Origin of the sequence: Chondromyces crocatus (assembly GCF_001189295.1) — a bacterium.
Taxonomy (GTDB): Bacteria; Myxococcota_A; Polyangia; order Polyangiales; family Polyangiaceae; genus Chondromyces; species Chondromyces crocatus.
This window is the reverse complement of sequence record NZ_CP012159.1, coordinates 11102113-11126598: the sequence shown is the minus strand read 5'-3', so window position 1 is coordinate 11126598 and position 24486 is coordinate 11102113. Positions and strand designations below refer to the sequence as shown.

At 67.4% G+C, this 24486-nt stretch carries 21 protein-coding genes; 9 read left to right on the top strand and 12 right to left on the bottom strand.

What is annotated here, in order from left to right:
• The first annotated feature begins 91 nt into the window (after window positions 1-91).
• The 4 genes from CMC5_RS40555 to CMC5_RS40540 are packed head-to-tail and all read left to right on the top strand — an operon-like array spanning window position 92 to window position 4841.
• Entirely contained in the window at window positions 92-1597 is a 1506-nt protein-coding gene (locus CMC5_RS40555) for a sigma 54-interacting transcriptional regulator (protein ID WP_245678163.1), read from the top strand.
• A gap of 23 nt (window positions 1598-1620) precedes the next feature.
• Entirely contained in the window at window positions 1621-3375 is a 1755-nt protein-coding gene (locus CMC5_RS40550) for a serine/threonine protein kinase (RefSeq protein WP_050435436.1), read from the top strand.
• Between the two features lie 24 nt (window positions 3376-3399).
• Complete coding sequence (locus CMC5_RS40545) at window positions 3400-4263, top strand: hypothetical protein (RefSeq protein WP_156339248.1); 864 nt, start codon at window positions 3400-3402, stop codon at window positions 4261-4263.
• 35 nt (window positions 4264-4298) lie between these two features.
• Entirely contained in the window at window positions 4299-4841 is a 543-nt protein-coding gene (locus CMC5_RS40540) for a hypothetical protein (protein ID WP_050435434.1), read from the top strand.
• Window positions 4842-4917: 76 nt separating this feature from the next.
• Here the strand turns inward: CMC5_RS40540 and CMC5_RS40535 are convergent, their stop codons facing one another.
• The 3 genes from CMC5_RS40535 to CMC5_RS40525 all read right to left on the bottom strand — a co-directional run bounded on the left by CMC5_RS40535 (window position 4918) and on the right by CMC5_RS40525 (window position 7798).
• Window positions 4918-5322, bottom strand: coding sequence for a hypothetical protein (locus CMC5_RS40535; protein WP_050435433.1), 405 nt, complete (start codon window positions 5320-5322; stop codon window positions 4918-4920).
• 186 nt (window positions 5323-5508) lie between these two features.
• Window positions 5509-6579 (bottom strand): DUF1513 domain-containing protein, encoded by a 1071-nt coding sequence (locus CMC5_RS40530; protein ID WP_050435432.1) that lies wholly within the window; start codon window positions 6577-6579, stop codon window positions 5509-5511.
• A gap of 91 nt (window positions 6580-6670) precedes the next feature.
• Window positions 6671-7798, bottom strand: a complete 1128-nt coding sequence (locus CMC5_RS40525) for a DUF2330 domain-containing protein (protein ID WP_050435431.1) — start codon at window positions 7796-7798, stop codon at window positions 6671-6673.
• A 138-nt stretch (window positions 7799-7936) separates the two neighbouring features.
• On the opposite strand from CMC5_RS40525, the gene CMC5_RS40520 reads away from it, so the two are divergent.
• Window positions 7937-9127, top strand: a complete 1191-nt coding sequence (locus CMC5_RS40520) for an NAD-dependent epimerase/dehydratase family protein (RefSeq protein ID WP_050435429.1) — start codon at window positions 7937-7939, stop codon at window positions 9125-9127.
• A gap of 45 nt (window positions 9128-9172) precedes the next feature.
• Here CMC5_RS40520 and CMC5_RS40515 read toward each other — a convergent pair whose 3' ends face one another.
• Both CMC5_RS40515 and CMC5_RS40510 read right to left on the bottom strand, forming a co-directional pair.
• Entirely contained in the window at window positions 9173-10789 is a 1617-nt protein-coding gene (locus tag CMC5_RS40515) for a sigma-54-dependent Fis family transcriptional regulator (protein ID WP_063796442.1), read from the bottom strand.
• 3 nt (window positions 10790-10792) lie between these two features.
• The gene (locus CMC5_RS40510; protein ID WP_245678161.1) at window positions 10793-11638 is read right to left on the bottom strand and encodes an MBL fold metallo-hydrolase; all 846 of its coding nucleotides are present in this window, start codon (window positions 11636-11638) and stop codon (window positions 10793-10795) included.
• A gap of 493 nt (window positions 11639-12131) precedes the next feature.
• Here CMC5_RS40510 and asd point away from each other — a divergent pair, with 493 nt between their 5' ends.
• From asd to CMC5_RS40495, 3 genes are read left to right on the top strand one after another with little or no spacing between them, the layout of a single operon-like run.
• Window positions 12132-12887, top strand: coding sequence for an archaetidylserine decarboxylase (gene asd / locus CMC5_RS40505; protein WP_245678160.1), 756 nt, complete (start codon window positions 12132-12134; stop codon window positions 12885-12887).
• Complete coding sequence (locus CMC5_RS40500) at window positions 12884-14995, top strand: methyltransferase domain-containing protein (RefSeq protein WP_082363294.1); 2112 nt, start codon at window positions 12884-12886, stop codon at window positions 14993-14995. The genes asd and CMC5_RS40500 overlap by 4 nt, the downstream gene beginning before the upstream one ends.
• Before the next feature lie 11 nt (window positions 14996-15006).
• Window positions 15007-17094: an FAD-binding protein gene (locus CMC5_RS40495; protein ID WP_050435426.1), complete on the top strand. Its 2088-nt coding sequence runs from the start codon at window positions 15007-15009 to the stop codon at window positions 17092-17094.
• Between the two features lies 1 nt (window position 17095).
• On the opposite strand, the gene CMC5_RS40490 is transcribed toward CMC5_RS40495, so the two are convergent.
• The 5 genes from CMC5_RS40490 to rpmE all read right to left on the bottom strand — a co-directional run bounded on the left by CMC5_RS40490 (window position 17096) and on the right by rpmE (window position 20660).
• A complete protein-coding gene (locus CMC5_RS40490) occupies window positions 17096-17434 on the bottom strand; it encodes an HIT domain-containing protein (RefSeq protein ID WP_050435425.1) in 339 nt (112 codons plus the stop codon).
• Window positions 17352-17954 carry a hypothetical protein gene (locus CMC5_RS40485; RefSeq protein ID WP_050435424.1) on the bottom strand — a complete coding sequence of 201 codons (603 nt, stop codon included), beginning with the start codon at window positions 17952-17954 and terminating at the stop codon, window positions 17352-17354. The genes CMC5_RS40490 and CMC5_RS40485 overlap by 83 nt, the downstream gene beginning before the upstream one ends.
• A gap of 21 nt (window positions 17955-17975) precedes the next feature.
• Entirely contained in the window at window positions 17976-19055 is a 1080-nt protein-coding gene (gene prfA, locus CMC5_RS40480) for a peptide chain release factor 1 (RefSeq protein ID WP_050435423.1), read from the bottom strand.
• Between the two features lie 86 nt (window positions 19056-19141).
• Window positions 19142-20284 carry a DUF1385 domain-containing protein gene (locus tag CMC5_RS40475; protein ID WP_050435422.1) on the bottom strand — a complete coding sequence of 381 codons (1143 nt, stop codon included), beginning with the start codon at window positions 20282-20284 and terminating at the stop codon, window positions 19142-19144.
• A gap of 163 nt (window positions 20285-20447) precedes the next feature.
• Window positions 20448-20660, bottom strand: coding sequence for a 50S ribosomal protein L31 (rpmE, locus tag CMC5_RS40470; RefSeq protein ID WP_050435420.1), 213 nt, complete (start codon window positions 20658-20660; stop codon window positions 20448-20450).
• A gap of 326 nt (window positions 20661-20986) precedes the next feature.
• Here rpmE and dnaK point away from each other — a divergent pair, with 326 nt between their 5' ends.
• Window positions 20987-22909 carry a molecular chaperone DnaK gene (gene dnaK / locus CMC5_RS40465; RefSeq protein ID WP_050435419.1) on the top strand — a complete coding sequence of 641 codons (1923 nt, stop codon included), beginning with the start codon at window positions 20987-20989 and terminating at the stop codon, window positions 22907-22909.
• Window positions 22910-23046: 137 nt separating this feature from the next.
• On the opposite strand, the gene CMC5_RS40460 is transcribed toward dnaK, so the two are convergent.
• On the bottom strand, window positions 23047-23565 hold the full coding sequence (locus CMC5_RS40460) for a GNAT family N-acetyltransferase (RefSeq protein WP_050435418.1): 519 nt from the start codon (window positions 23563-23565) through the stop codon (window positions 23047-23049).
• Window positions 23566-23616: 51 nt separating this feature from the next.
• Window positions 23617-24402, bottom strand: coding sequence for a hypothetical protein (locus tag CMC5_RS40455; protein ID WP_050435417.1), 786 nt, complete (start codon window positions 24400-24402; stop codon window positions 23617-23619).
• Between the last annotated feature and the right edge of the window lie 84 nt (window positions 24403-24486).

Below are 24486 nucleotides of genomic sequence, written 5' to 3'. Positions count from 1 at the left end.
GGGAGGGACGTTCGGGCGACAGGGGAGGCCGCGCAGCCGGCACCGCCCCTTGCTCCTCGGTGCATCGACGCCTACTCTCGCGGTTGGCCGGGTGCGACTGCCGTTCGACTCCATCGAGGACCAGAAAACGACGCCCGACGTGCGCGATCAGGCGCGAGGCCTGGACCGGCTGTTGATCCACTGGGACGGAGGTCACGCGGTCGTCCCGCTCCCCGCATGCGGAAGCCTGACGGTGGGTCGTTCGGTGGAGTGCGAGGTGCGCATCGAGCACGCCTCGGTATCCCGGAAGCACGCGATCCTGCACCTCGGGCGCCCGGTGCGCGTGCAGGATCTCGGCAGCTCCAACGGCACGCGCGTCGCCGGCAAGCGGCTGGAATCGGGGGCGACGGCGTCGTTGTCGCCCGGAGAGGTCATGGAGATCGGGCGGGCCGTCCTGGTACTCCAGTCGGGGCCGGAGGCCGAGGGGGCTGCGGAGGCCGTGAACACAGTGCCTCCGACGAGTGCCTCTCCGGCGAGCGTCACCTCTCCGGTGGGCGCGACCGGAGCGACGCGCGCCGACCCGCCGATCCCGCCCGGGATCGTGGTGGCGGATCCGGCGATGGAGCGGGTCTACCGCATGCTCGAGCTGGTGGCGAAGGGGACCATCAGCGTGCTCGTCCTCGGGGAGACGGGGGCCGGGAAGGAGATCGCGGCGGAAACCATCCATCGGTTCTCCCCACGCCACGGTCGTCCCCTCCTGGCCGTGAACTGCGCGGCGTTGCCGGAGACCTTGCTGGAGAGCGAGCTGTTCGGCCACGAGCGAGGGGCCTTCACCGGAGCGGTGACCGCGAAGCCCGGGCTGCTCGAAGCGGCGAGTGGCGGGACGGTGTTCCTCGACGAGGTGGGAGAAATGCCGCTCGCGACCCAGGCGAAGCTCTTGCGGGTGGTGGAGACACGCCAGCTGACCCGCCTCGGCGGGCTCTCTCCGCGGCTCGTGGACATCCGGCTGATCTCGGCGACGAACCTGGACCTGGAGGAGCACGTGCGGCAGGGGCGGTTCCGGCAGGATCTGTTGTTCCGCCTGGGCGGGGTGCGGGTGGTGTTGCCGCCGCTGCGTGAGCGGCCGCTCGACATCGCGCCGCTCGCGCGGTTGTTCGTGCAGCGGGCGAGTGCGGAGCTGGGAAAGCGCACGCCAGGGTTCTCGGACGACGCGCTCGGCTGGCTCTTGCGCCACCCGTGGCCAGGGAACGTGCGCGAGCTGCGGAACGTGATCGACCGGGCGGTGCTGCTCTGTGGAGAGCGGGACATCGGACAGGAGCATCTCCAGGAGCCCGAACTCTCGCCTGCGTCGGGGTACCCAGCGTCTCCGACGACGGGTCATCCGATGTCGACTCGGAGTCCATCCCTCCCGGGACAGAGCAGCGCGGAGACCGCCGGGCTCCGCAGCGAGGTGGAGGTGTTCGAGCGGCAGCGCATCCTGGAGGCGCTGGAGCGCTGCGGAGGCAACCAGACGCAGGCAGCGAAGGTGCTGGGCATCTCGCGACGGACCTTGATCGATCGGCTGGATGCCTATGATCTCCCCCGACCGCGCAAGGGGCGCGGCGCGGCCGACGCCTGAGCGAGGGGAGGTCGAGAACGGGGATGGGCGCGCCTTCGGAGGTCTTGCAGATCGGGCGTTACCTGGTGTTCGAGCACATCGCTGCGGGCGGCATGGCGAGCGTGCACCTCGGGCGGCTCATGGGGGAGGTGGGCTTCACCCGGATGGTCGCGATCAAGCGACTCCACCCTCACTACGCACGCAATCCGGAGTTCGTCGCGATGCTGACCGACGAGGCCAGGCTCGCGGCGCGGATCCGGCATCCCAACGTGGTGCCGACCCTGGACGTGCTCGCCGAGGACGGTGAGCTGTTCCTGGTGATGGACTACGTCCACGGAGAGTCGCTCAGCCGGCTGTGGCGCGAGGCGCTGCGAGGTGGAGCGCTGGTGCCGCCACGGATCGCGGTGGCCATCATCTCCGGGGCCCTCTACGGGCTGCACGCGGCGCACGAGGCGAGGAGCGAGGCGGGGGAGCCGCTCGGGTTGGTGCATCGTGACGTGTCACCCCAGAACATCCTGGTCGACGTGGACGGGGTGGCACGGGTCCTCGATTTCGGGATCGCCAAGGCGGCGTGGCGGATGCAGACGACCCAGGAGGGGCAGCTCAAGGGGAAACTGAGCTACATGTCGCCCGAGCAGCTCGGCGGTCCGCGCCTGGATCGGCGCTCGGATCTCTACTCCCTGTCGGTCGTCCTGTGGGAGATGTTGACGGGCGTTCGCTACGTGGACTCCCACGACTTCGGCGTGGTGATGCAGAAGGTGCTCCAGGAGCCGGCGACCCCACCGAGCGCGACGACACCCTGGCTCCCCACAGCGCTCGACGAGGTGGTGCTGCGCGGACTGTCGCGTGACCCGGACGAGCGCTTCGCGACGGGCAAAGAGATGGCGCTGGCCCTGGAAGAGGTGATGCCGCCGGCCACGGCGCGCGAGGTCGGCGAGTGGGTGCAGGCGGTGGCACGCGAGTCACTGGCGGCGCGGGCGGCGCTCATCGCGAAGATCGAGGCACAGGATGGGGGTGGGCTGGTCGGCGGTCGCGCGGAGGATGTGATGCTCGGCCGTGGGGGATCCACGTCGCGGCCCGAGACGGCGGCGCTGCTCCCCACACCGTCGAGTGAAGAGCCGACGATGTTGACCAGTCCCGGGTCACCCCGATCGCCTCAGGCGCCGATCGCACCTCCTGAGCCAGCGCTCACGGGCGGGTTGCGCGAGGTGCAAACATCGGTGCTGACGGTTCCGATGGGTCCTCTGGAGCAGCCGGTGGCGCCAGACCCGGTGGCAAGGGGGCCGCTCGTGGGAGGCATCGCTTGGCAGGCGGGTGCGGCCACGAGCACGCCGAGCGTGACCCCCGCGCGAAGGGGTGCAGGGCTCCTCGTCGGTGCGGCCGTGGTCGGCGTCCTGCTCCTGGTGGTCGGCGCGCTGGCCATCCTGAGGGAGGTCTCGTCGGAGCAGGAGACGCCTGCGCTTCGCGGGCCGGATGTGGCTGGCACAGCGACAAACGCCGAGACCTCTGGGTCGGTGGTTGCGCCTGCGAGCGCCTCTGGGACGGAGGCCGCACCGGGAGCGCGTGGGGGGCCGGACGCGGACGCGACAGGTTCAAGGGACGCATCTCACGGACACGCTGGAGCGTCGCCAGACATAGAGGCCATGCCGGCGATCTCGGCGACCGCAGCACCTTCGAGACCGGTCGTGCGTGGGGCACCACCAGCGACTGCGCGGCCGCGTGCCACGAAGGTATCGTGCGATCCTCCCTTCTTCATCGCGAAGGACGGCACCAAGCAGTACAAGTTGGAGTGCCTCTGAAATGCCGTTATGCTCGGCCTGCCGATGGCTCCGTTCTCCCGCAGCCTCCGGAGCGCTGCGCTCCGCGTCATCGTGGTGGCTGCCGGGATGTCGCTGAGCGGTGCGGTGGAGGCCAGCAAACCCGGGCCCGCACCGAAGCGCGATCTCAAGGCTGAGAAAAAGGTCTGCGTCGAAGCTCACGCGAACGGCCAGGGGCTGGTGCGCGAGGGCAAGTTCACCGAGGCGCGGGAGGCCTTCATCACGTGCGGGCGGGAGACCTGTCCAGGTGCCGTGCGCAAGGAGTGCGTCCAGTTCATGGGGGAACTGAACGAGAAACAGCCCAGCGTGGTGATCGAAGCGCGTGACGAGATCGGTCAGCCCACGGCCGAGGTGAAAGTTTTCATCGATGGGGCGGAGGTGGCTGGAAGCCTCGACGGGCGGGCCATCGAGGTCGATCCCGGGCAGCGTGCGTTCCGCTACGTGTCCAGCAAGGGAAAAGTCCTCGAACGCAGCGTGCTGATCCTGGAGGGGCAGCGAAACCGAAAGCTCACGGCCGTCTTCGGCTACCCACCCCCTCCGCCACCGGAGCCGTTCCAGATCCCTGTCCTGTCCTATGTGCTGGGAGGCGTGGCCGCTGGAGGGCTGGGCAATTTCGTCTTCTGGGGGCTGCTGGGGAAGTCCGAGCAAGGAGAGCTGGAAGACTCCTGCGCGCCGCGTTGTCGCCAGGAGGATGTCGATGCCATGCGCAGAAGCTATCTGCTCGCCGACCTGTCGCTGGGAATCGGGGTCGCGGCGCTGGGGGCAGCGACCGTGGTCGCGTTGCTTCACAACAGCGGCAAAGAGAAGCCCCCTCCGCGGCTGACGGTCACACTCCAGCCCGGAGGACTCGTGGCCATCGGTTCCTTCTGACAGGTGAACGATCGCCCTCTCACTCCTCGAACCCCATGCACCACCGGCCGCTGCTCACCCCTTTCGTCCTCGCCTGGCCCGTCCTCGCGCTGTCTTGCCTGCTCACCGCGCCGTCGGACGAGGAGCTGGTGGGGTCTTGCGAGGATGATCGAAAAAATGGCGGTGAGACCGACGTCGACTGCGGAGGCCCTTGCGCGCCCTGCGGGACGAACCGGACGTGCAAGGAGCACGAGGACTGTGCCACGGGGGTATGCCTCGTCGGGGTATGCGAGCGGCCATCTTGCTCGGATGGTGTCCAGAATGGTTCAGAGACGGACGTCGATTGCGGTGGGCTCGACGAGGGGTGTAACTACTGCGCGAACGGCCGGCGATGTCTCGTCGACGATGACTGCGACAGCCTGATCTGCACGAACGATGTGTGCGACGATGGCTGCAGCGACGGCATCCTCAACGGGTCGGAAGCGGACATCGATTGCGGAGAGTTCTGCCCCTTGCAATGCGGACCGGGGCAGGCCTGCTACGACGACCTGGACTGCGCGTCGAGGCTCTGTGACGTGGAAGAGGGGCGTTGCCAGTGAGCGCGCTGGTTCACACGCTCACGGCGTCACTGCGCGTCGTCTCCGGGCATTGAGGGAGCCCACGAGGGAGCGCCCCTCAAGAGAGCTTGCGTCGCGCCGCGTCCCACCCTCGGCGAGCGGACGCCTTGATCTCTTCCCAGGTCCGTCCATTCTTGAGGTCTTCCCACTCGGTCTTGAGCTTGCTCTCGACGCCTTCATTCCACTCGGCATGGTCTCGGTAGTGCCCGGCGGCACCCCAGCCATAGCGTAGTCCCTGCTCTTCGTGCTCCCAGTCGGTATTGGGGACTCCGGGCGGGGGAATGGGCTGCTGGCCCGTCGCCTGCTTCACCGTGTCCTTCACATTCTGGTCGAGCTCCTGGCCCCCATGCTTCGAGAAATCGGCCTTGGTCTGCTCCCAGTCGCGATGGAGCGCCTCCTTCACGCGTGTCCAGCCGGACGTGGTCTCGTCGTTCCACCACTTCGGGTCGCTTGCGTAGCCCATGCGCTTGCCTCCGTTGCTGCCAGCTCCTGAACGTCGATGGGTTGATGCTCGGGGCCCCGGGAGGGTTGCGTCGCGGAGCGGAAGGGAGGCGAAGGTGGCGTCCCGACCGGGGTCGCGGTGAGGTGCTCGGGGCGCGACCCGTTGCCAGGTGCCGTCGCTGCGGGAGGTCGACGGCTGGCTGTCGGTTCAGGAGGGGCGCCAGGTGTACACGTGAGAGCCGGTGAAGCGGCCGGTGGTGGTCTCGCTACCCGCGACGAGCTCCAGGGTGTCCGTCGTGATGAAGAGCCGGGATCCTCGGCCGTGCGTCACGATGAAGGTGCTCTGGTCCAGCGACAGGGTGACTCCACGGACGGACTCCAGATCGAAGCTCTTGAGCAGCTTCTTTCGGTCGAGGTGCCAGAACGTGAGCAGACCGCCGTGAGGGCTCGTGGCTGCGACGACCCGGGAAGGCTCGTGGATTGCAACGCTGAGGGACTCGCCCACCATCCGGGAGACGATGGCGGAAGGGGCCTTCATGCGCTCGGGTCTGCGCTTCTGGCTTCGGAGAGAGAGGCCACCGAGCGCGGTCTTCTCGTCCAGTCCATCGCGGGGCGCGGATACCAGCGCGAAATCGCCTCGGCTCGTCACGGCGATGTGCCCGGCGTTGATCTTGGGATCGGGCAAGATGATGCGCTCGAGCAGCTTGCGGGAGGTCAGGTCGATGAAGGTGACGGAAGGGTCGCGCTTGCTCTGCAGGTCGCCACCGCCATTGGTGACGACGAGGGTCTTCTCGTCGTCGAGAAGCACGCAGTCGTGCGGGTTGTCCCCGTAGGTCGGGAGTTCTTCCAGCACACGGAGGGTGGTGGTATCGCGGATGGTGATGAGCCCGGCGTGGGTGTCCGTCCGGATCTCGACGGCGTAGAGCTGCGTGCCATCGGGTGAGAAGGCGCCATGACCGTAGAAGGCCCGCCCGGTGGTCGCGAGGAGCGGCTGGAGCAGCCGCGCTTCGGCGAGGTCGACGAGGCAAGCGCTGGGGCCGCGCTTCTCGAAGAGGGCTGCCAGGCGTGGGCGAGTGGGGTGCGTCGTGAAGCCGTGCGCGAGGAAGTCGACCGGGATGGTGCGCAGCTCGTTGCGATCCAGGTCGAGCAGATCGACGGCGAAGGACACGCGCTGGTCGCGCGCGTGGATGTAGCTCGAGCCTCCAACGAGGACTCCGAGGCGTGTCGCTCCGACGGGTTCTGGGACCTCTGGGGAGAGTTCGGCGCCGGCATCGAGCATGGGAGGAGCATACCTCCGGTTTCTTGTGTCGAGAGAGCGTCCTTCGAAGGCGCGGGCGGGCGCTCCGAGCGCACCGCGGCACTGGTCGCGCTCAGCTCGCCAGCGTGGAGGGAGGGGGCCTCTGTCGTGACCGTGCGCTGCGCCAGGCGAGGTAAATCCCACCCCCGATCACCGCCAGCACATCCAGCGGGAGAGGCAGCTTGATGGGTTCGACGATCACGACGGGCTCCGGCAGAAAGGGGCTGGGGTCGGTCGCCGGGGAAAAGTAGACCTCGTCGACGCCAGGCCTCGGGCTCGCGTTGTCCTCGAAAGCGGTGAGCCATGCATCCTCGAAGGGGATGGGGATGGACTCGATGTTCGTGGGGGGCGCTGCGCCTCTCGGGGCAAGGAGGGTCGCCCAGGTCACCTGGCCAGGCCAGGCGCGTCGTCCGTCACCGAGCGCACCCTCCATGCGTGAGCGCGCGATCAGAAACACGCGGAGACGGCGCTCGGGGGGCGTCGCATTCGCGGGATCGTCGGAGGGAGCGGCTTGCTGCTCATCGGCCGGCTCTCGATACGGGAAGAAGGGGCGCTCGGTGGTGAAGGACATGCGGACTGCAGAGGTGGCGACCCGGTCGCCGGGCTTTCGGGGAGCGATCTTGAAGGCGGTGATCTTCCAGCGTGCCGTCACGTAAGGCTGGAGCCACGCCTCCAGCGCTGGCCGTGTGGCGTAGCCGTGCTCGCGCAGCCACGCCGCGAGGGCGTCGGATCGATCGGCCTCCAGGACGACGGCGTCGTATCCGGCGAGGGTCTGGGCGTGGAGCACGCGCACCGGCGCGGCGGCTGGAGCCACCGCGGATTTCTCTGATCTGCCCAGGAACATGTAGAACGGCAGCGCGCACAGAAAGCCTGCCTTCACGCCGTCGATCTTGGCGCGGTACACGACGCCGGGAGAGACACGTTGTTCGAGCGCATCGAAGGGCTCGTTCCTGGCCTCGGCGAGTTCAGGGACGGAAGGGGTCGGTACGAGGAACCCGAAGTCGGTGGCGTCGCTGGAGAAGGAGGCGCGCCGGATGAAATGCTCCGTCTTGCTGGCCTCATCCCAGACGATGATGGCGGACTCGTCGTCGATGCGGACCCGATTCCCTTCCCGGTAGGCGGGGGCGCAGGCGTCCGCGCGCCGACCGGGGAGCAGCACGAAGGCAAAAAGCAGACATACGGCGAACGGGAGGCGGCACATCGACGTCCGAGGGTAGCCCGCCCGGGACGGGAAACTCGATGGGTTTGCGCGCAGCGTGCCCTTGGATGGTCAGCGCGAGGGCGGGAGGGTCACCAGGTTTCATCTTCACAACGCCGCACTGTGGTAGCTACCCCCCCTATGGACCGTCGCTCCTTCCTGCTCTCGTCCGCCGCCACTGGTGCTGCGCTGACGCTTGGATGCGCCCCGTCAACGTCTCCCTCCGGTCCGCCGGCGACCCCACCCGTGCCGACCCCCGACCCGGAGGGGTCCTCCGAGCCCTCCAGGCCAGCGGCGCCGCCTCCGAAGACCATGCTCATACTGGGAGGGACAGGATTCCTTGGTCCTCACCTGGTCGAGGTCGCAAAGGCGCGTGGCTATACGGTCACCCTGTTCAATCGCGGGAAGACGCGGCCAGAGCTGTTCCCTGACCTGGAGAAGCTGCAGGGGGATCGCGATCCGGACAAGGGAGAGGGGCTCAAGGCGCTGGCAGGGCGGTCGTGGGAAGTCGTCGTCGACACCTCGGGGTACTACCCGCGCATGGTCCGCGCCTCGGCCGAGCTGCTCGCTCCGAGGATCAAGCAGTACATCTTCATCTCGAGCATCTCGGCTTACGCGAAGAACGATCAGGTGAGCGCGGATGAGACCGCGCCGCTCGCGGTCCTGTCCGATCCGAAGGTGGAGACGATGGGGAAGGAGCACGAGAACTACGGGGGGCTCAAGGCGCTCTGCGAGCAAGCGGCGGAGAAGGCGATGCCAGGGCGGGTCGCGAACGTGAGGCCAGGCTTCATCGTCGGTCCGGGAGATCCCACCGATCGGTTCACCTACTGGCCGGTGCGTGTCGCTCGAGGAGGAGAGGTGCTCGCCCCGGGGACGCCGGAGGATCCGATCCAGGTGATCGACGCGCGTGATCTCGTCGCATGGCTGGTCACGCTCTCGGAGCGCGGTCGCACGGGCGTGTTCAATGCGGTCGGTCCCGGTGAGGCGGTGACGATGGGGAGTCTGCTGGAGGCGTGCAAGGCCGCGAGCAAGAGCAAGGCGCGCTTCACCTGGGCCAGCGCGAAGTTTTTGACGGACGAGCGCAATCCGATCGACCTACCCATCTGGGCGCCACCGGAGGGAGACACGCGCGGGTTCCACACGTGGAGCAACGCGCGCGCGCGAGAGGCGGGGCTCGCGTTCCGGCCACTGGCAGAGACGGTGGAAGAGACGCTGGCGTGGTGGAAGACGCTGCCGGCGGAGCGTCAGGAGAAGCTGCGGGCGGGGCTCACGCCGGAGCAGGAGGTCAAGGCCCTCGCTGCCTGGAGGCGGGCTCCGAAGGGGCGGAAGTGAGTCTGTGAGAGCAGGGGGGGAGGGCGGCTGGGTTGCGCTCGGCCCTCACGCTTGCTCTTTGCCCTTGAGCGCTCGGGCGAGGGTGTTTCGACCGACGTTCAGGCGCTTCGCAGCCTCGGTCTTGTTACCGTCGCAGGCGCGCACCATCGCTTCGCAGTAACGTCGTGCGGCGTCGTCCAGCGTCAGCGTGAGTGGCAGGAGGACCTCGCCTTGGAGGGGGGCTTCTCCTCCCCGTGTGGTGGTGCTGGGAGGCGGGCTGTCGAGGAGGGACACGCGGCCGCTCGGCGGTGGCTCGTCGAGAGGCGCCGAGCGCGCCGCGGCGCTGTGGCGCGCGGGGAGGTGACGAGTGGTGATCCTACCGTCGGGGGCCAGGGCGATGGCGCTCTCGACCCAGTGCTCCAGCTCGCGGACGTTCCCTGGCCAGTCATGGCCGCGCAGGTGGGCGATGGCGTCGGCGTCGAAGCGCGGTGAGGGGCGGTGGAACACGGTGCTGTAGTGGTCGGCGAAATGCCTGGCGAGGGCTTCGACCTCTTCAGGGCCGCGCTCGCGCAGCGGGGGGAGTTCGATCTCCACGACGCGGACGCGGTAGTACAGATCCTTGCGGAAGCGTCCCTCGGCAACGAAGCGTTCCAGGTCGCAGTGCGTGGCGCATACCAGCCGGACGTCGGCGCGCATGGTCTGTCGCCCTCCGACGCGTTCGAAGGTGCGCTCCTGGAGAAAGCGGAGCAGCTTCCCCTGGATGTCGAGGGGCAGATCCCCGAGTTCGTCGAGGAACAAGGTGCCCCCTTCGGCCAGCTCGACCTTCCCTGGGACGCGGCGATCGGCGCCCGTGAACGCGCCGCGCTCATGCCCGAACAGCTCGCTCTCGACGAGCTGGGTCGGCAAGGTGGTGCAGTCGACGGTGATGAACGGCCTGGCCTGGCGCCTCGAATTGACATGGATGGCGCGAGCGAACAGGCCCTTGCCGGTGCCCGTCTCGCCGCGGAGGAGCACCGTGGCGTCGGTCTGAGCGGCGAGCTGCACCTTCTCGTAGACGGCCGCGAGGCGCTCGCTGCGTCCGACGATCCGGTTGAACGGTCCTTGCAGCACGAGGCCAGGGTTTCCCCCGTCCGCCGCGCGCAGGGTGGTCATGCTGAAGGCGCGGGCGAGCTGCGTGGCGAGGGCGACGAGGTAGCGCTCGTCCTCGTCGTCGAAGGGGCCGCTCGCGCGATTGAGGAGCTGAACGACGCCTCGGGTGGGCGCGGAGCCATCCTCACGGATGGGCGCGACCAGCATGGAGCGGGTGGTGTAGCCCGTGGCCTTGTCCGCGCTCGGGTCGAAGCGCGGATCGCGGTGGGCGTCGTCGACGCGCACGACCTCGCCGGTTCGCGCGACGTAGCCCGCGATCCCCCGGTCGATGGGTTGACGCAAGGCGGGCACCTCGGGGAGCACCGCGACCCGTGTCACCAGCTCGCCGCTCTCGGCGTCGACGAGCCAGATGGAGGCGCGATCCGAGCGCAGCGCTTTCGCCAGGCGTTCACACGCGGTGGTCAGCAGCGCGTCGAAATCGACCTCGCGCGCGAGGAGGGAGGACAGATCGACGAGCAGCGAGAGGCGCGACGTGGACAAGGGAGTCGACTCCAGGATAGAGGCCGCCGCAAGCGCCGTCACCTGCATCGACATGGCTCATGCCGCCTCGGAGACGGCGTCCAGCCCGAGCACAAGACCTTCCTTCGCCGCGAGCGAGGAAGGGAAGAGCTGGCGTGTCATCCGCTCGATGTCGTCGACGGCGGCGTCGTTGCGGGAAGGGTCGTGGTGGAACAGCACGAAGGTCCCCACGCCAGCGGCGCGCGCGAGCTCGGCGCCGGCCACATAGGTCGAGTGTCCCCACCCCACCCTCGAGCGACCCCGCTCTCCACGGTACTCTTCCGGCGTGTACTGGGCGTCGTAGATCAGGACGTCGGCGCCCTCGGCGAGGGATCGCAGGGCCGGATCGACGCAAGCGTAATGCTCCGTGTCCGTCGCGTAGACCACGCTCTTGCCGGCGTGATCCAGGCGGTAGGCGAGCACGCCGCCCGGATGGTTGAGCTTGGCCACGCGCACCTTCACGTCGTCGATGTCGAACACCTGGCCGGGCCGGACCTCTCGGTAGGCGATCTCCGCGCCCAGGTCTTCCAGTCGGACGGGGAAATTCGGGGCTGCCATCTGGTTGGCGAGCGTGTCGCGCAGCGTCCCGACGCCATGGGTCGTGCCAACGACCTCGATGCGCGCGCTCGGCAGGTAGGCCGGCACGAAGAAGGGCAATCCCTGGATGTGATCCCAGTGGAGGTGCGACAAGAGCAGCGTTGCTCGCACCGTCCCTTCGGTGAGGAGCTCATCGCCGAGCTTCCGGATTCCGGTTCCGGCATCGAGAATGAACCGCGTGGATCCACAGCGGACCTCGACACAGCTGGTATTGCCGCCCACGCCGGCCGTCTCCGGCCCGGGCGAAGCGATGCTCCCGCGAACTCCCCAGAACTTGATCTGCATCATTCCCTGCTTGCCTCCGCGTCAGGAGCCTTGAGCGAGCGGCATGCCAGCCCCATCCAGAGTCCAAATGCTTGCTTTTCAAGCCATCTCGGGGCGGAATGGTGTGGATGATCGGGCGCTGCGCTCCAGGGTGGAGCACCAGGGCGGATCGGTGCTCCGGAATGGAGCGCACGACTCCGACAGGTCCACATTGACTGGATCGCCGCGCCTGCGTCATGTTGACGCGACCCGCTTTCCCATATCGGGGGGCGACTCTGGGCCACCCGTCTGGCGGCCCGGCCTTTCTCGCCGGGGTGCCCTGGCAACGAGCGGAACGTTGACCGCGCTCCGCGCTGACGCCTAGCATCCCGCACTGACGTCTCCGTTCGTTCGTACGATGACAGTCGCTACCTACGCCGCCGCACAGTTGCTCCGGGTGCTCCCACGCGAACGCATTACCCGGGCTGTTGGACGCCTGTGCGACGCCAGGCTGCACCCGGTCCTTTCACGAGTCGTCGTGAACCTCTACTCCCGCGCCTACAGCGTGGATCTCGATGCGGCCGTGCCCATCGAGGAACCGTACGAGAGCTTCGACGCCTTTTTCACACGGGCACTGCGGGACGGGATCCGGCCCCCGTGCGCCGACCCAGCGTCCGTCATCAGCCCGGCCGACGGGCGGCTGCACGACGCTGGGCCCGTGGTCGAGGGGGGAGAGCTGCTCGTCAAAGGCCAGCCTTACCGCGTCGCCGAGCTGGTCGGCGACGAGGCCGAGGCCGAGCGCTACGTGGGCGGTCAGTTCGCGGTGATCTACCTGTCACCGCGGGACTATCACCGCGTGCACAGTCCGGTGGCCGGTCGAATCACGCAGATTCGCTCGCTGCCCGGGGACCTGTACCCGGTGAACTCCATCGGTGAGCGGCACGTGCCGAAGCTCTTCTCCCGCAACCGACGCGTGGCCATCGTGATCGACACGCCGGATCGGGGGCGTGTCACCGTGGTGATGGTGGGCGCGATGATCGTGGGTCGAATCACGGTGAGTGCGATCGACGCGCACGACGTCCCGCTGGGCGATCACACCATCTCGCCGCCCGTCGAGCTGAATCGAGGCGACGAGATCGGCAGGTTCCATCTGGGATCGACGGCCGTGATGTTCGTGGAGCGTGACGCGGCTCCCGTCTGGAATCGGCCATCTGGACCCATCCTTTTCGGTGAACCTCTTCACGACCCCGCTTCCACGCAGGGCGCTCCACACGGTGGAGACAGCGAGCGATGAACGGCCAGCCTCCCCGCGACCTGCTCGATGGCCAAGCGGCGGGCGACGACGAGGAGAGCCGTCCGACGACACCTCATCCTGACGCGATGCTGCCTTACCGGCAGGAGCACGGCTCCGTCCCTGCGTCCAGCCGGCGGCGCGGCACGCTTGCCGGCGCTGCCTCCGCGCCACCGATGTCAGGGACTGGCGATCGCGCCGTCGCCTACAGCGCCATTCCGGGGCCTGCACCCTTGCCGCGGGTTCCAGGAGCAGAGCGGCTCACCGGAGACGATGGGGCTGGGGCGCGTGGTCCCACCACGGGCAGGCATCGGTCACGCCGCTCCTTGCGGGCTTCGGACACGCCCTCGAGGCCCTCCGCCCCGCCTTCGGGCGAGGGGGCACCTGTCGGTGCTTCCGGTCCTGTCTCTCTCTCCGCACCCCCACCGGAGGTCAGCGACGACGACTGGGGAGCGCCCGATGTGGTGGCTCCGTCGCCGCAAGATTCGCGACCAAGCTCACCGCAAAGCGTGACGCCCAGCGATCCAGAGCTGCCTGCTGCACAAGCTGCCACCTTCGACGTCGGTGCAGCTCCAGCGCTCGACGTCCCCACCAGCGTGCCGAACCCCCTCGCGCTGCGCACCATCCCTCGACCGGCGAGAAAACCTGTCAGCATCCCTCCGACGTCCATCGCGTCCGAGCCCACGCTGCAGGAGGCTCCTTTGCAGCCGTCGCAGGCCAGAGCCGACGAGGCCGCGGAGATCTCGATTCAACCCGTCAAGATCATCGACGTGATGTCGGATCTGCCTCCGGTCGAGAGCGCGCCGATGGAGGCCATCGACGAGGACCTCTCGGAGGAGGAAGAGGCAGGGTTCCCGCTGCGCGTGCTCGCGGATGGTCCGACCCCCATCGATGCACGCGAGTACCTCGGTTCGATCGAGACGGCGCCTCCGCCGGCGGATGACGGTGCGATCAGCGAGGAGCGGAGCGCCATCGAGGAGGTGGAGCCCGAGTCACTCGATGAAGAAGAGATGCTCGCCGAGACGCGACACGGGGAACCCGACGCCCCTCACAGCGAACCGGAAGTGATCTCGGTGCCACCTGCTGCCCATTCCGACTCCGCGCCGGAAGTCGACCCGTATCGCGAGGGCGACAGCACCGAAGAGATCTCCGTCGACCTGACGGAGGATGCCGTCTCGACCCCGCGCCCTCCGCCGCCACCGCCACGTCGTCCTCAGGCGATGGCTGCCCTGGATCTGCCGCCCTACACGCAGCAGGATGCGAGTGGCGCTGCCATCCCCGCCGCGCCACCTCCGCCTCCCCTCAAATCGGCGAGCAAGCCACCTGCCGAGCACACGCCAGTCGCCGACGTCGACTCTCCCCGCCGCAAGAAGTCGTGGTGGGAGGATCTCTTCAGTGAAGATTTCATCCGGACCCTCGACCGCGCAGAGCCGCGGGTCGTTCGCCGCGAGGCCGACTTCATCGAGGAGCGACTGGGGATGGAGCGCGGCGCCGTCATCCTCGATCTCGCCTGTGGCCCGGGGCAGCACGCCGTGGAGCTGGCCAGCCGTGGCTACAGCGTCGTCGGCTACGATCTGTCGCTCGCGATGCTGGCGCTCGCGTCGGACGAAGCTCAGGAGCGCGGACAGAAGCTGAACTTCCTGCAGGGGGACATGCGCGAGATGGCGTTCGAAGAGACCTTCGACGCCGTGTATTGCTGGGCGACCAGCTTCGGCTACTTCGACGAAGAGAAGAACGCCGACATTCTCATGCGCATTCACCGGGCATTGCGCTCGGGAGGCATGCTTCTGCTCGACGTGATCAACCGTGACTACGTGGCATGCCGTCAACCCAGCCTGGTGTGGTTCGAGGGTGAAGGCTGCGTGTGCATGGATGAGATGCAGGTCGACTTCTTCACCAGCCGCCTCAAGGTGAAGCGCACGGTGATGTTCGAGGACGGTCGCTCTCGCGAGCTCGACTACTCGATCCGCATCTACAACCTCCACGAGCTGGGCAAGATCCTGCATGAAGCAGGGTTCAAGGTCACCGAGGTGACAGGTCACCCGGCCCATCCCGGCGTGTTCTTCGGCTCCGAGTCTCCCCGACTGATCATCCTGGCGGAGCGCTCCTGAGCGGCGCTCCCGTGGACGTCGAAGCGATCCTTGCCCGCGCACTGCCACATGTCCCTCGCAGTGCCTCGCCGGTCGATCGCATCGCCTACGCGCGTGATCTATGGCCTCGTCACCACCTGGCGGTGAGAGAAGGGCAGCTCCCGAAGAGCCGCCCTGGCGTCATCGTCTGGCCGTCATCGACCGAGGAGGTTGCGGATGTCGTCCGCCTCTGCGCGAGCGAAGGGTTGCCCCTCGTTCCCTTCGGCGCAGGCTCCGGCGTGTGTGGCGGGATCTTGCCCGACGCGCGGACCGTCGTCCTCGACCTCAAGCGCCTCTGCCGCCAGCGCAAGCTCCACCGGGATGAGCCCTCTGTGGAGATCGAAGCGGGCGCGACGGGCATTCGCTTCGAGGAGAGCCTCAACGGGGAGGGATTCACACTGGGACACTTCCCCTCGTCCATCCTGTGCTCCACGGTCGGCGGCTGGGTCGCGGCGCGCGGGGCAGGGCAATGCTCCGGCCTGTACGGCAAGATCGAAGACATGGTCGCATCGCTCGAGGTCATCAATGGCCGCGGCGAGATCGCTCGTCTGTCGAGACGCACCCACGGCCCCGACATCACCCCCCTCTTCATCGGCAGCGAGGGGGTCCTCGGCGTGATCACTGCAGCGACGCTGCGACTTCACCCAGCCCCTCCGGCGCGTGCGTTCGGTACCTTCTCGTTCCCCACCCTGGAAGCTGGCTGGACTGCGATGCAAGCCATGTTTCAGGACGGCCTCCGTCCAGCGGTCTCGCGTCTGTACGATCCCTTCGACTCGTTCATCGCCCGCATGGGCGCGCGTCGTCGCCGCGGCGCCGAGCACAGCGCTGAGCCCGAGGATGCCGAGCGCCCTCCTTCGACCCTCTTCTCCGACCGCAAGCCTGCGGGCGTCAGCAAGAGCAGCTCCTCGAGCCCCGGTGCAGGTGCTCGCGTTCTCCGCCTCCTGCTCCGCGCTCCTGGGGCGGTCAATCAGGTCGTCGATGCGCTCGGCGATCGCGTGCTGCGGGGCTCTACCTTGGTCCTCATCTTCGAAGGCCGCGCCCGTGACGCCCACGACGATCTCGCGCGAGGTGCTCACATCGCGGAGCGCCACGGGGGCAAACCCCTCGGGGAGGAGCCCGCACGGCACTGGCTCGCGCACCGCTACAGCGTCAGCTACCGACAGGCGCCAGTGTTCATGGCGGGCGCCTTCAGTGACACCTTCGAGGTGGCTGCGCCGTGGTCGAGGCTCGGCGCGCTGCATCAGGCGGTCCGTTCCGCACTGGGTCGACATGTCTTCGTGATGGCGCACCTGTCTCATGCCTACCCGGACGGCTGCAGCATCTACTTCACCTTCGCGGGGAGCGCCCCCACGCAGGCCGAGGCCGAGGCGCGTTACGACGCTGCCTGGCGTGACGGACTCGACGCGGCGATCAGCGCAGGAGGCACCATTTCCCACCATCACGGCGTTGGCCGCAGCAAGGCGCCTCGCCTCGGCGCGGAGCTTGGCCTCGGCGTCGACGTGATCCGTGCACTGCGTGACTCCCTCGATCCCGCAGGCGTGATGAACCCCGGGAACTTGCTTCCTCGCGCTGGAGATCCTCGCTCCACCCCTCGTGTGTCGCCCTCACCTGCGTCACCTCTCGTGGACCGGGCGTCGCTCCTCGTGCGAGCCGCCGGTTCGAGCACGCTCGCAGACATCGAGCAGATGCTCGCCCAGGAGGGGCTGAGCCTTGGGCTGGGACCCGAAGCGCCGCCGTTCGACACGAGCGTTGCGTCCTGGATCGCTTCAGGTGGGCGCGGCGCCCCTGACCCCTGGCTGGACCCGGTCGATCACCTCGTTGCTGGGTTCACCGCGCGACTCGCGTCCGGTGCCGAACTCGAAGTTCGACCAGCTCCTCGCCGCGCCGTTGGCCCCGATCTCTTCTCTCTCTTCCTCGGCATGGAGGAGCGAGTCGGGACGCTCTCGTCGGTCTGGTTGCGCGTGCGGGGCTCTGGTCAATCACGCCCGCTTCCGACCTCACTCGTTCGTCAGCCGGAAATCCAGGGACCGGAAGCGGCCTGGATCGATGAGGTCGCGCGGGTCGCTGCGGCCGTCGACTGATTCAGCCGGGGGGCCAGCCCATCGCGCGGCCACCGATGACGTGCACGTGCAGATGGAAGACCGTCTGCCCCGCGTTGGCGCCGCTGTTGATCACAGTCCTGAAACCGGTCTCCTGAATGCCCGTTGCCGCTGCCACCTGCTGCGCGCCGAGCAACAGCTTGCCGAGCAGGGCCTGATCCTCGGGCGCCGCCTCCCGCAGTCCTGCCACATGCCGCTTGGGGATCACCAGCACATGCGTGGGCGCTTGCGGGTTGGTGTCATGGAAGGCCAGCCAGTCCTCGTCCTCCAGCACCACCTTCGTTGGGATCTCCTTGTTCGCGATCTTGCAGAAGATGCACATGACTTCCCTCCTGAGGTTGCGGTTGAGCGACTTCGTCGTACCACGCACCTGGTAGCAGCCGCGAGAGCGCAGCCTCCAGCCGAGGGCCGTCCGACGCCTCGGCTCCGAGTGCGGCCAGGATGTCCCGAGGTATCCCGCCCATGGCCCCGGCATCATCGCTCTCGCGCAGTCCACTGTCCGCGAGATCTTCAGGGCAGACGCCAGGGCGCCTCACCCGCGCGAGCGCATAGCGGAGTACGACGAGTTCCAGCGGGTCCAGGGAGACCATGCGCCGCAAGCCGAGCGACGGGATGGAGTATTCGAGCGCCTTGCCCCCCTCTTCCAGCATGCGCACGGCCACGTTCTCGATGCACTCCGCCGCGCCCAGCTGTTTCAGCACGCTACGGAGGAGCTTGGCGCGGCGATGCACGTGGCGGGCGCCGGGGTGGGTGTACAGATCGAAGAACCGATTCCGCGAGAATGTCGTCGGGGCCAGCGTCAGCGCGACGAGCAGCCCTTCCAGATCGATCTCTCTCTCCACAGCACCCCCTCGCCCTTCGCGTCAGGCGACGATCGCCTGCCCGCCCCGCTGCAGCAGCTCTGCTTGTCGGTGCGCCCGGAGGGCAGCGATCAGCTCCTCCAGATCCCCTTCCATGATCCGATCCAGCTTGTGGAGCGTCAGTCCGATGCGGTGATCGGTCACCCGGTTTTGCGGGAAGTTGTAGGTCCGCACCTTCTGCGCGCGCTCTGCGGTGCCGACCATCGTCCGTCGCTCAGCGCTCAGCGCTTCCTCCTGGCGCCGCTGTTCCAGCTCGAGCAGCCGGCTGCGCAGGACCTTCATCGCCTTCGACTTGTTCTTGAGCTGGGAGCGTTCGTCCTGGCACTTGACGATCATCCCCGTCGGGATGTGCTTGATCTGGACGGCGCTGTTCGTGGTGTTCACGCCCTGACCACCAGGGCCTCCCGACGCAGCGATGGAGATCTCCAGGTCCTTGTCGTCGATCTGAACGTCGACGTCATCGGCCTCCGGCATCACCGCCAGCGTCGCCGTCGACGTGTGGATCCGGCCCTGAGCCTCCGTGGCGGGGACACGCTGCACCCGGTGGACACCCGCCTCGTAGCGGAGGTGCGAGTACACATCCTGCCCGGTCACGAGAGCGATCACCTCTTTGTAGCCACCCGCAGAGGCCTCGCTGAGGTTGAGGATTTCCACCTTCCAACGCTTGCCTTCAGCGTAGCGACAGACCATCCGGAACAGGTCGGCGGCGAACAGTGCGGCCTCTTCTCCCCCTTCGCCGCTCCTGATCTCGACGATGGTGTTTCTCGCGTCGTTGGGATCCTTTGGCAAGAGCAGGATCTGAACCTCGTTCGCGAGGCGATCTCGTTCCACCTCGAGTTCGGGCAGCTCGGCTTCAACGAGTTCCGCCAGCTCGGGATCGGACAGCGCCTCTCGATCCTCGGCGATGCGCCGCTCGAGTTCTCGCAGCCGGTTGAAGGCGGCCACCACCGGTTCCAGCTCGGTCCGCTCGCGGTTCATCCGCGTCATCTGGGTCGGATCGGAGAGGACCGCAGGACTGCAGAGGAGGTGCTCGAGTTCCTTGAAGCGGCGCTCGACCGCTTCGAGCTTGGCGATAGGCAGCATAGGAGGACTGGCGTTGTACTGAGATTGTGTGCGGAAGTCGCCGTTGGCGACCCCCAACCTGGGCGAGGCGTCAGCTTGCCGCGATGCTAGGCGCGTGCTGCGGCGTAGCCCGGATGCGCCAGCATGTCGCCGTAGCTGGGGAAGACCTGGTCTTCCTGGAGGGGAGCTCCGACGGCCTCCTCGCGCCAGAGGGTGGCGCGGAGAGAGCCCAAGGCGATCTCGAGCTGAGCGTCATCCGGCTCGGCGGTGGTGATCTTCTGGACGAGGAACCCAGGCCAGAGCAGTGCGCGGAGGGGGCCCGTCGTGCAATAGCGAGCGAACACCCGCTGGATCTCGTAAGTGACCGCCGCGATGATAGGCAGGAAGGGGAGCTTCATGAAGAAGAAGCCGACGCTCTCCACCAGCCGGCCGCCCGGCAATTTCGGCAGCGATGCGCCGAGGAGGGAGAAGACCACGATGGACACGAGCGCCACCATGACGAGGAACGTCGTCCCGCAGCGTGGATGTAGCGTGGTCTTTGCCCGCGCGTAGGGGACCTCCAGCGGCTCCCGGGCCTCGTAGGTCGAGATCGCCTTGTGTTCTGCCCCGTGATACTGGAACACGCGGCGAACCTCGGGGATCTGGCGAATCCCGACCATGTAGAGGACCACGATCGCCAGCTTGGCGATGCCCGTGATTGCCTGATACCCGGGCGAGGTCACCTCCAGCCCGAGGCTGAAGAGCCGGTTGATGCCCTCGGCGCTCGCTTGAGGTAGCGCCACGAAGAGCCCGATGGCGAAGAGGATCGACATCGCGCCCACCATGCCGCCACCCTTCTTCCCCTCTTCGCGGGGGAGAGGGGGGGCCTGGTGGTCAGGCTCCTGCGTCGCGAGCGCCGCGACCCCCAGAGCGAGTGCTGTGCCGGCGGCGCTGCCCACCGACTTGCGCGCGGATACCGCGCCTGCTTGCTCCTTCCGCTCGGCTTCCGCGAGGTCCTGCTCGTAGATCTCTGCCGACCAGCGGAGGGCCTGCGACCCGAGCTTCAAGGACTCGACGACCGTGACGAGACCACGGATGAGGGGCCAGGTCCGGACGCCCGTGGGGGCTGTCGCCACCATCGGTTGCTCTCGGACCATCAGCTCACCGGACTGCCGGCGACACACGATGGCGAACGAGCTCGGCGACCGCATCATGACGCCTTCGATCACGGCTTGGCCACCGATATACGGACGTGCAGGCTGCTCACTCATGGGTAGCTCCAGTGTAGCGCGTCGTGGCGCACAACGCATCGGACATGCCCGTGAGGACGTGCAGGAGATGTGAGTCTGGAGATGCAAGAAAGGCCACCCGATAGGATGGCCTTGCTCGAGAGGTGCCGCGCAGTCGAGACCGCTGCGGCTTCCGACGACCTGCTCAGGTCGCCTTCGGCGTGTTCGCGTACTTCCTGCGGAAGCGGTCGACGCGACCAGCGACGTCGAGAACCTTGGCCTTGCCCGTGTAGAACGGATGGCACTGGGAGCAGACGTCGGTGGTGAAGTCACCGCGGGTGGAGCGGGTGAGGACCACCGAGCCGCAGGCGCAAGAGATGGATGAAGGCCTGTAGTCGGGGTGAATGCCGGGTTTCATCGTGATTGCTCCTTCCGAATACCTCCGGCCCCTGGGCCGCGAGGGAACGGCCCCTATAGCGCACGCCCTGGCCTACCGCAAGACGGTGATGCCTTTGTGCATGACAGTTGCAAGGGACGCTGTTGACGGTGGATACCCCGTGATTAGTTTCGGTCACGCGAGCCTGACGGGCTCGGAGAATTCAGACATAAGTAGCCGGCTATCCAGCGGTTTCGCGTCCCGATTCCCGAGCACGAGCTCGCAAAGAGCAGTCGGTCGAGGCCCGCTGGTGGGGTCTCTGGCCCCGACGGTGACCGCTTTGACCAACTCTTGGAGGTTTCGCAGTCATGGGAAAGATCATCGGCATCGATCTGGGCACGACCAACAGCGTCGTCGCGGTGATGGAGGGAAAGGAGCCCAAGGTCATCGTGAACTCGGAGGGCTCCCGCCTCACGCCGTCCGTCGTGGCATGGGATGACAAGGGAGAGACGCTCGTCGGCCAGATCGCGAAGCGGCAGGCGGTGACCAACCCCACGAACACGGTCTACTCGGCCAAGCGCTTCATGGGCCGCCGCTTCGAAGAGGTCCAGGAAGAGTCGAAGCGCGTCCCCTACAAGGTCGTGAAGGGGAAGAATGGCGACGCGGCCTTCGAGGTTCGCGGCAAGCAGGTCACGCCCCCCGAGGTCTCGGCGAAGGTCCTCCAGAAGCTCAAGAAAGCGGCAGAGGACTACCTGGGCGGGAGCATCTCCGAGGCCGTGATCACGGTCCCTGCGTACTTCAACGACGCGCAGCGCCAGGCCACCAAGGATGCCGGACGCATCGCCGGCCTCGAGGTGAAGCGCATCGTCAACGAGCCGACGGCAGCCGCGCTCGCCTACGGCCTCGACAAGAAGACGGAAGAGATCATCGCCGTCTACGACTTCGGCGGCGGCACCTTCGACATCTCGATCCTCGAGGTCGGGGACAACGTGGTGCAGGTCATCTCGACCAACGGCGACACCCACCTCGGCGGCGACGACGTCGATCACGAGATCATGGAGTGGCTCGCGGGTGAGTTCAAGAAGGACACCGGCATCGACGTGCTCGGGGACAAGATGGTCCTTCAGCGTCTCAAGGACGCGGCCGAGCAAGCGAAGATCGAGCTTTCCAACGTGCAGGAAGCAGCCATCAGCCTGCCCTTCCTCACCGCGGATGCCTCGGGGCCGAAGCATCTCCAGAAGCAGCTCAGCCGCTCTCGCCTGGAGCAGATGATCCGTGGCCTCGTGGACCGCTCGCTGGAGCCCGTGCGCAAGGCGCTCTCCGACGCCAAGAAGACCCCGCAGCAGATCGACGAGGTCGTGCTCGTGGGAGGCTCGACCCGCATCCCGCTGGTGCAGGAGACGGTCAAGAAGTTCTTCGGCAAAGAGCCCCACAAGGGCGTGAACCCCGATGAGGTCGTCGCTGTCGGTGCCGCGGTCCAGGCCGGCGTGCTCGCGGGCGACGTGCGGGACCTCGTCCTGCTCGACGTCACGCCCCTCTCGCTCGGTGTCGAGACGCTCGGCGGCGTGATGACGACGATGATCTCCCGGAACACCACCATCCCGACGCAGAAGAAGGAAATCTTCTCCACGGCGACGGACAGCCAGCCGAGCGTCGAGATCCACGTGCTCCAGGGCGAGCGCACCGAGGCCCGCTACAACCGCACCCTCGGCCGCTTCCACCTGGAGGGCATCATGCCGGCGCCCCGTGGCGTGCCCAAGATCGAGGTGACCTTCGACATCGACGCGAACGGCATCCTCTCCGTTCACGCCAAGGACACGGCGACCGGCAAGGACCAGCGCATCACCATCACCGCCTCCGGCGGCCTGAAGGAGGACGAGATCGACAGGATGGTGCGCGAGGCCACCGAGCACGAGGCGGAGGACAAGCGGCGGCGTGAAGAGATCGAGCGGCGCAACAAGCTCGACAACCTCTGCTACACGCTCGAGAAGACCATCGCCGAGAACAAGGAGAAGATCTCCGAGAGTGATGCCTCGGCCCTGACGAGCGCGATCGCCGAGAGCCGCTCCGCGATCGAGAAGCAGGATGACGCTGCGGTGCAGACTGCGCTCGAGAAGCTGGAGAAGGAAGCGCACCGCATCGCCTCCGTGATGTACGAGAAGGCGGGCCCTGCGGGCGGCGCGGGCGGCGCGCCTGGAGCCCCTGAAGGGGGCGACGGCGGTCAGGCACCGCAGGGTGGCAAGGGCGGCAAAGAGGGCGTCATCGACGCCGAGTTCGAAGAGTCGAACTGATCCTCTTCCCCTGAGCCGTTCCTGAACTGCGCGGGCGTGATCCTCGGGATCACGCCCGTTCGCTTTCGGGGGACTACCCGCGTGCAGAAGATCGACCTGAACCGCGAGAGCGGCCTCCCGTCAGCAAGGCGCCCGCGTCACTTCGAAGCACGCCAGGCCATGAACAGCCGCGCCTTCGGATCCAGGCCCAGCTCCGGCTCCCGCTGCGGGATGTCGATGAGCGCTTCGGGGACCAACGCCTCGGCGAGTTCCTCGAAGCCGAGCCGCACATAGTAGGGCGCGTTCCAGGGAACCTGCGCATAGGTGCGCAGCACGACCCCGAGCAACCCTTCCCTGGTGGCGGTGGCCTTCACCTCATCGATGAGGGAGCGGCCGATGCCGTGCCCGCTCGCCCTCGTGATCACCGCGATCTCTGCCAGGTAGATCCATGAAGGGACACGGCTGCTCATGACGAAGCCGACGGGCATGTCGCTCTCGTCCGCTGCAATCCAGAGCAACCCCGTTCCTCTGGCCCGTTCGAGCTGTGCGATCGGCGTCGGTGCAGCCTCGGCAATGCGTGGCAACCCGACGTCACGAAACCTGGCCCCTGCGTCTCGTTCCACCTCGGGCAGTCTGTCGAGATCACCGTATCGAGCGGAGCGGATGGTCCAGTGCATCGCGTGTGGCCTTCGCCTCACGGTACCCGCTTTCGCCTGCGAGCGAGCGGATCAGATGCAGAGGTTCGGGATACGACTGATCTCTTCGACATCCAGCGTCGAGATGCTCCCATCGCGCGACACGAAGAGCTTCGAGCGCTCCTCGACGATCGGCGCACAGGTGCTTGTGTACCGGAGTGCGATCACTTCGTACCCATCCACGACCTCTCGAATTCCTCCGCGCATCACATCGCCCTGGCCGTCCCAGCGGTAGCCTGCCGAACTCACCAGCAGCAACGCCTCCTCGGTCGAGTCCACCTCCCCGAACTCGCGGATCAGCTGCCAGTCGGCGGCGAGGACGAAGTTCGACTCGCCCCGGTTGACGGCGAGGTACGAGGAGCAACCGATGGGCATGCAGCTCCTGTTGAAGCCACCGAGGTCAGCGCGGGGCAGCAGCGCATCGAACTGAGCGATACAGCGTGCCCTGTAGCGCGATTCGCCACACTTCGTACCGGCCGAGCTTTGCACCTGTGGCGTGCTGCGCCCGATCACCTGACGCATCTCGACGTAAGTGAACGGCTCTCGGGGCTGGAGTCCCGACAGGTCCAGGGCATGGATGGGCGGCGCTGCGATGAAACCCTGGAGATCAGGATCGACGGGAGGCGATCGATCGACCGGGCGTCTGGTCGTGATGCCCCCTCTCGGCTGGAACACGACGGACTCATCCGGCGTCGAGCCGTCCCCCGAGCCCTCCGCCACGGTGCTCCCGTCGACCCCACCGGATGCATCGTCTTCTTGCTCGCAGGCAGCGAGCAACGCCGATGCGGCCAGCACTCCCACCGCGAGAAAACAGCGCATGCCCTGCACCAAGCAGGATCGACGCCAGCCAGCTGAGCATGAGGCGCTCAGGCCTCATCGCCGCACGTAAGTTCGCCGCAGCGC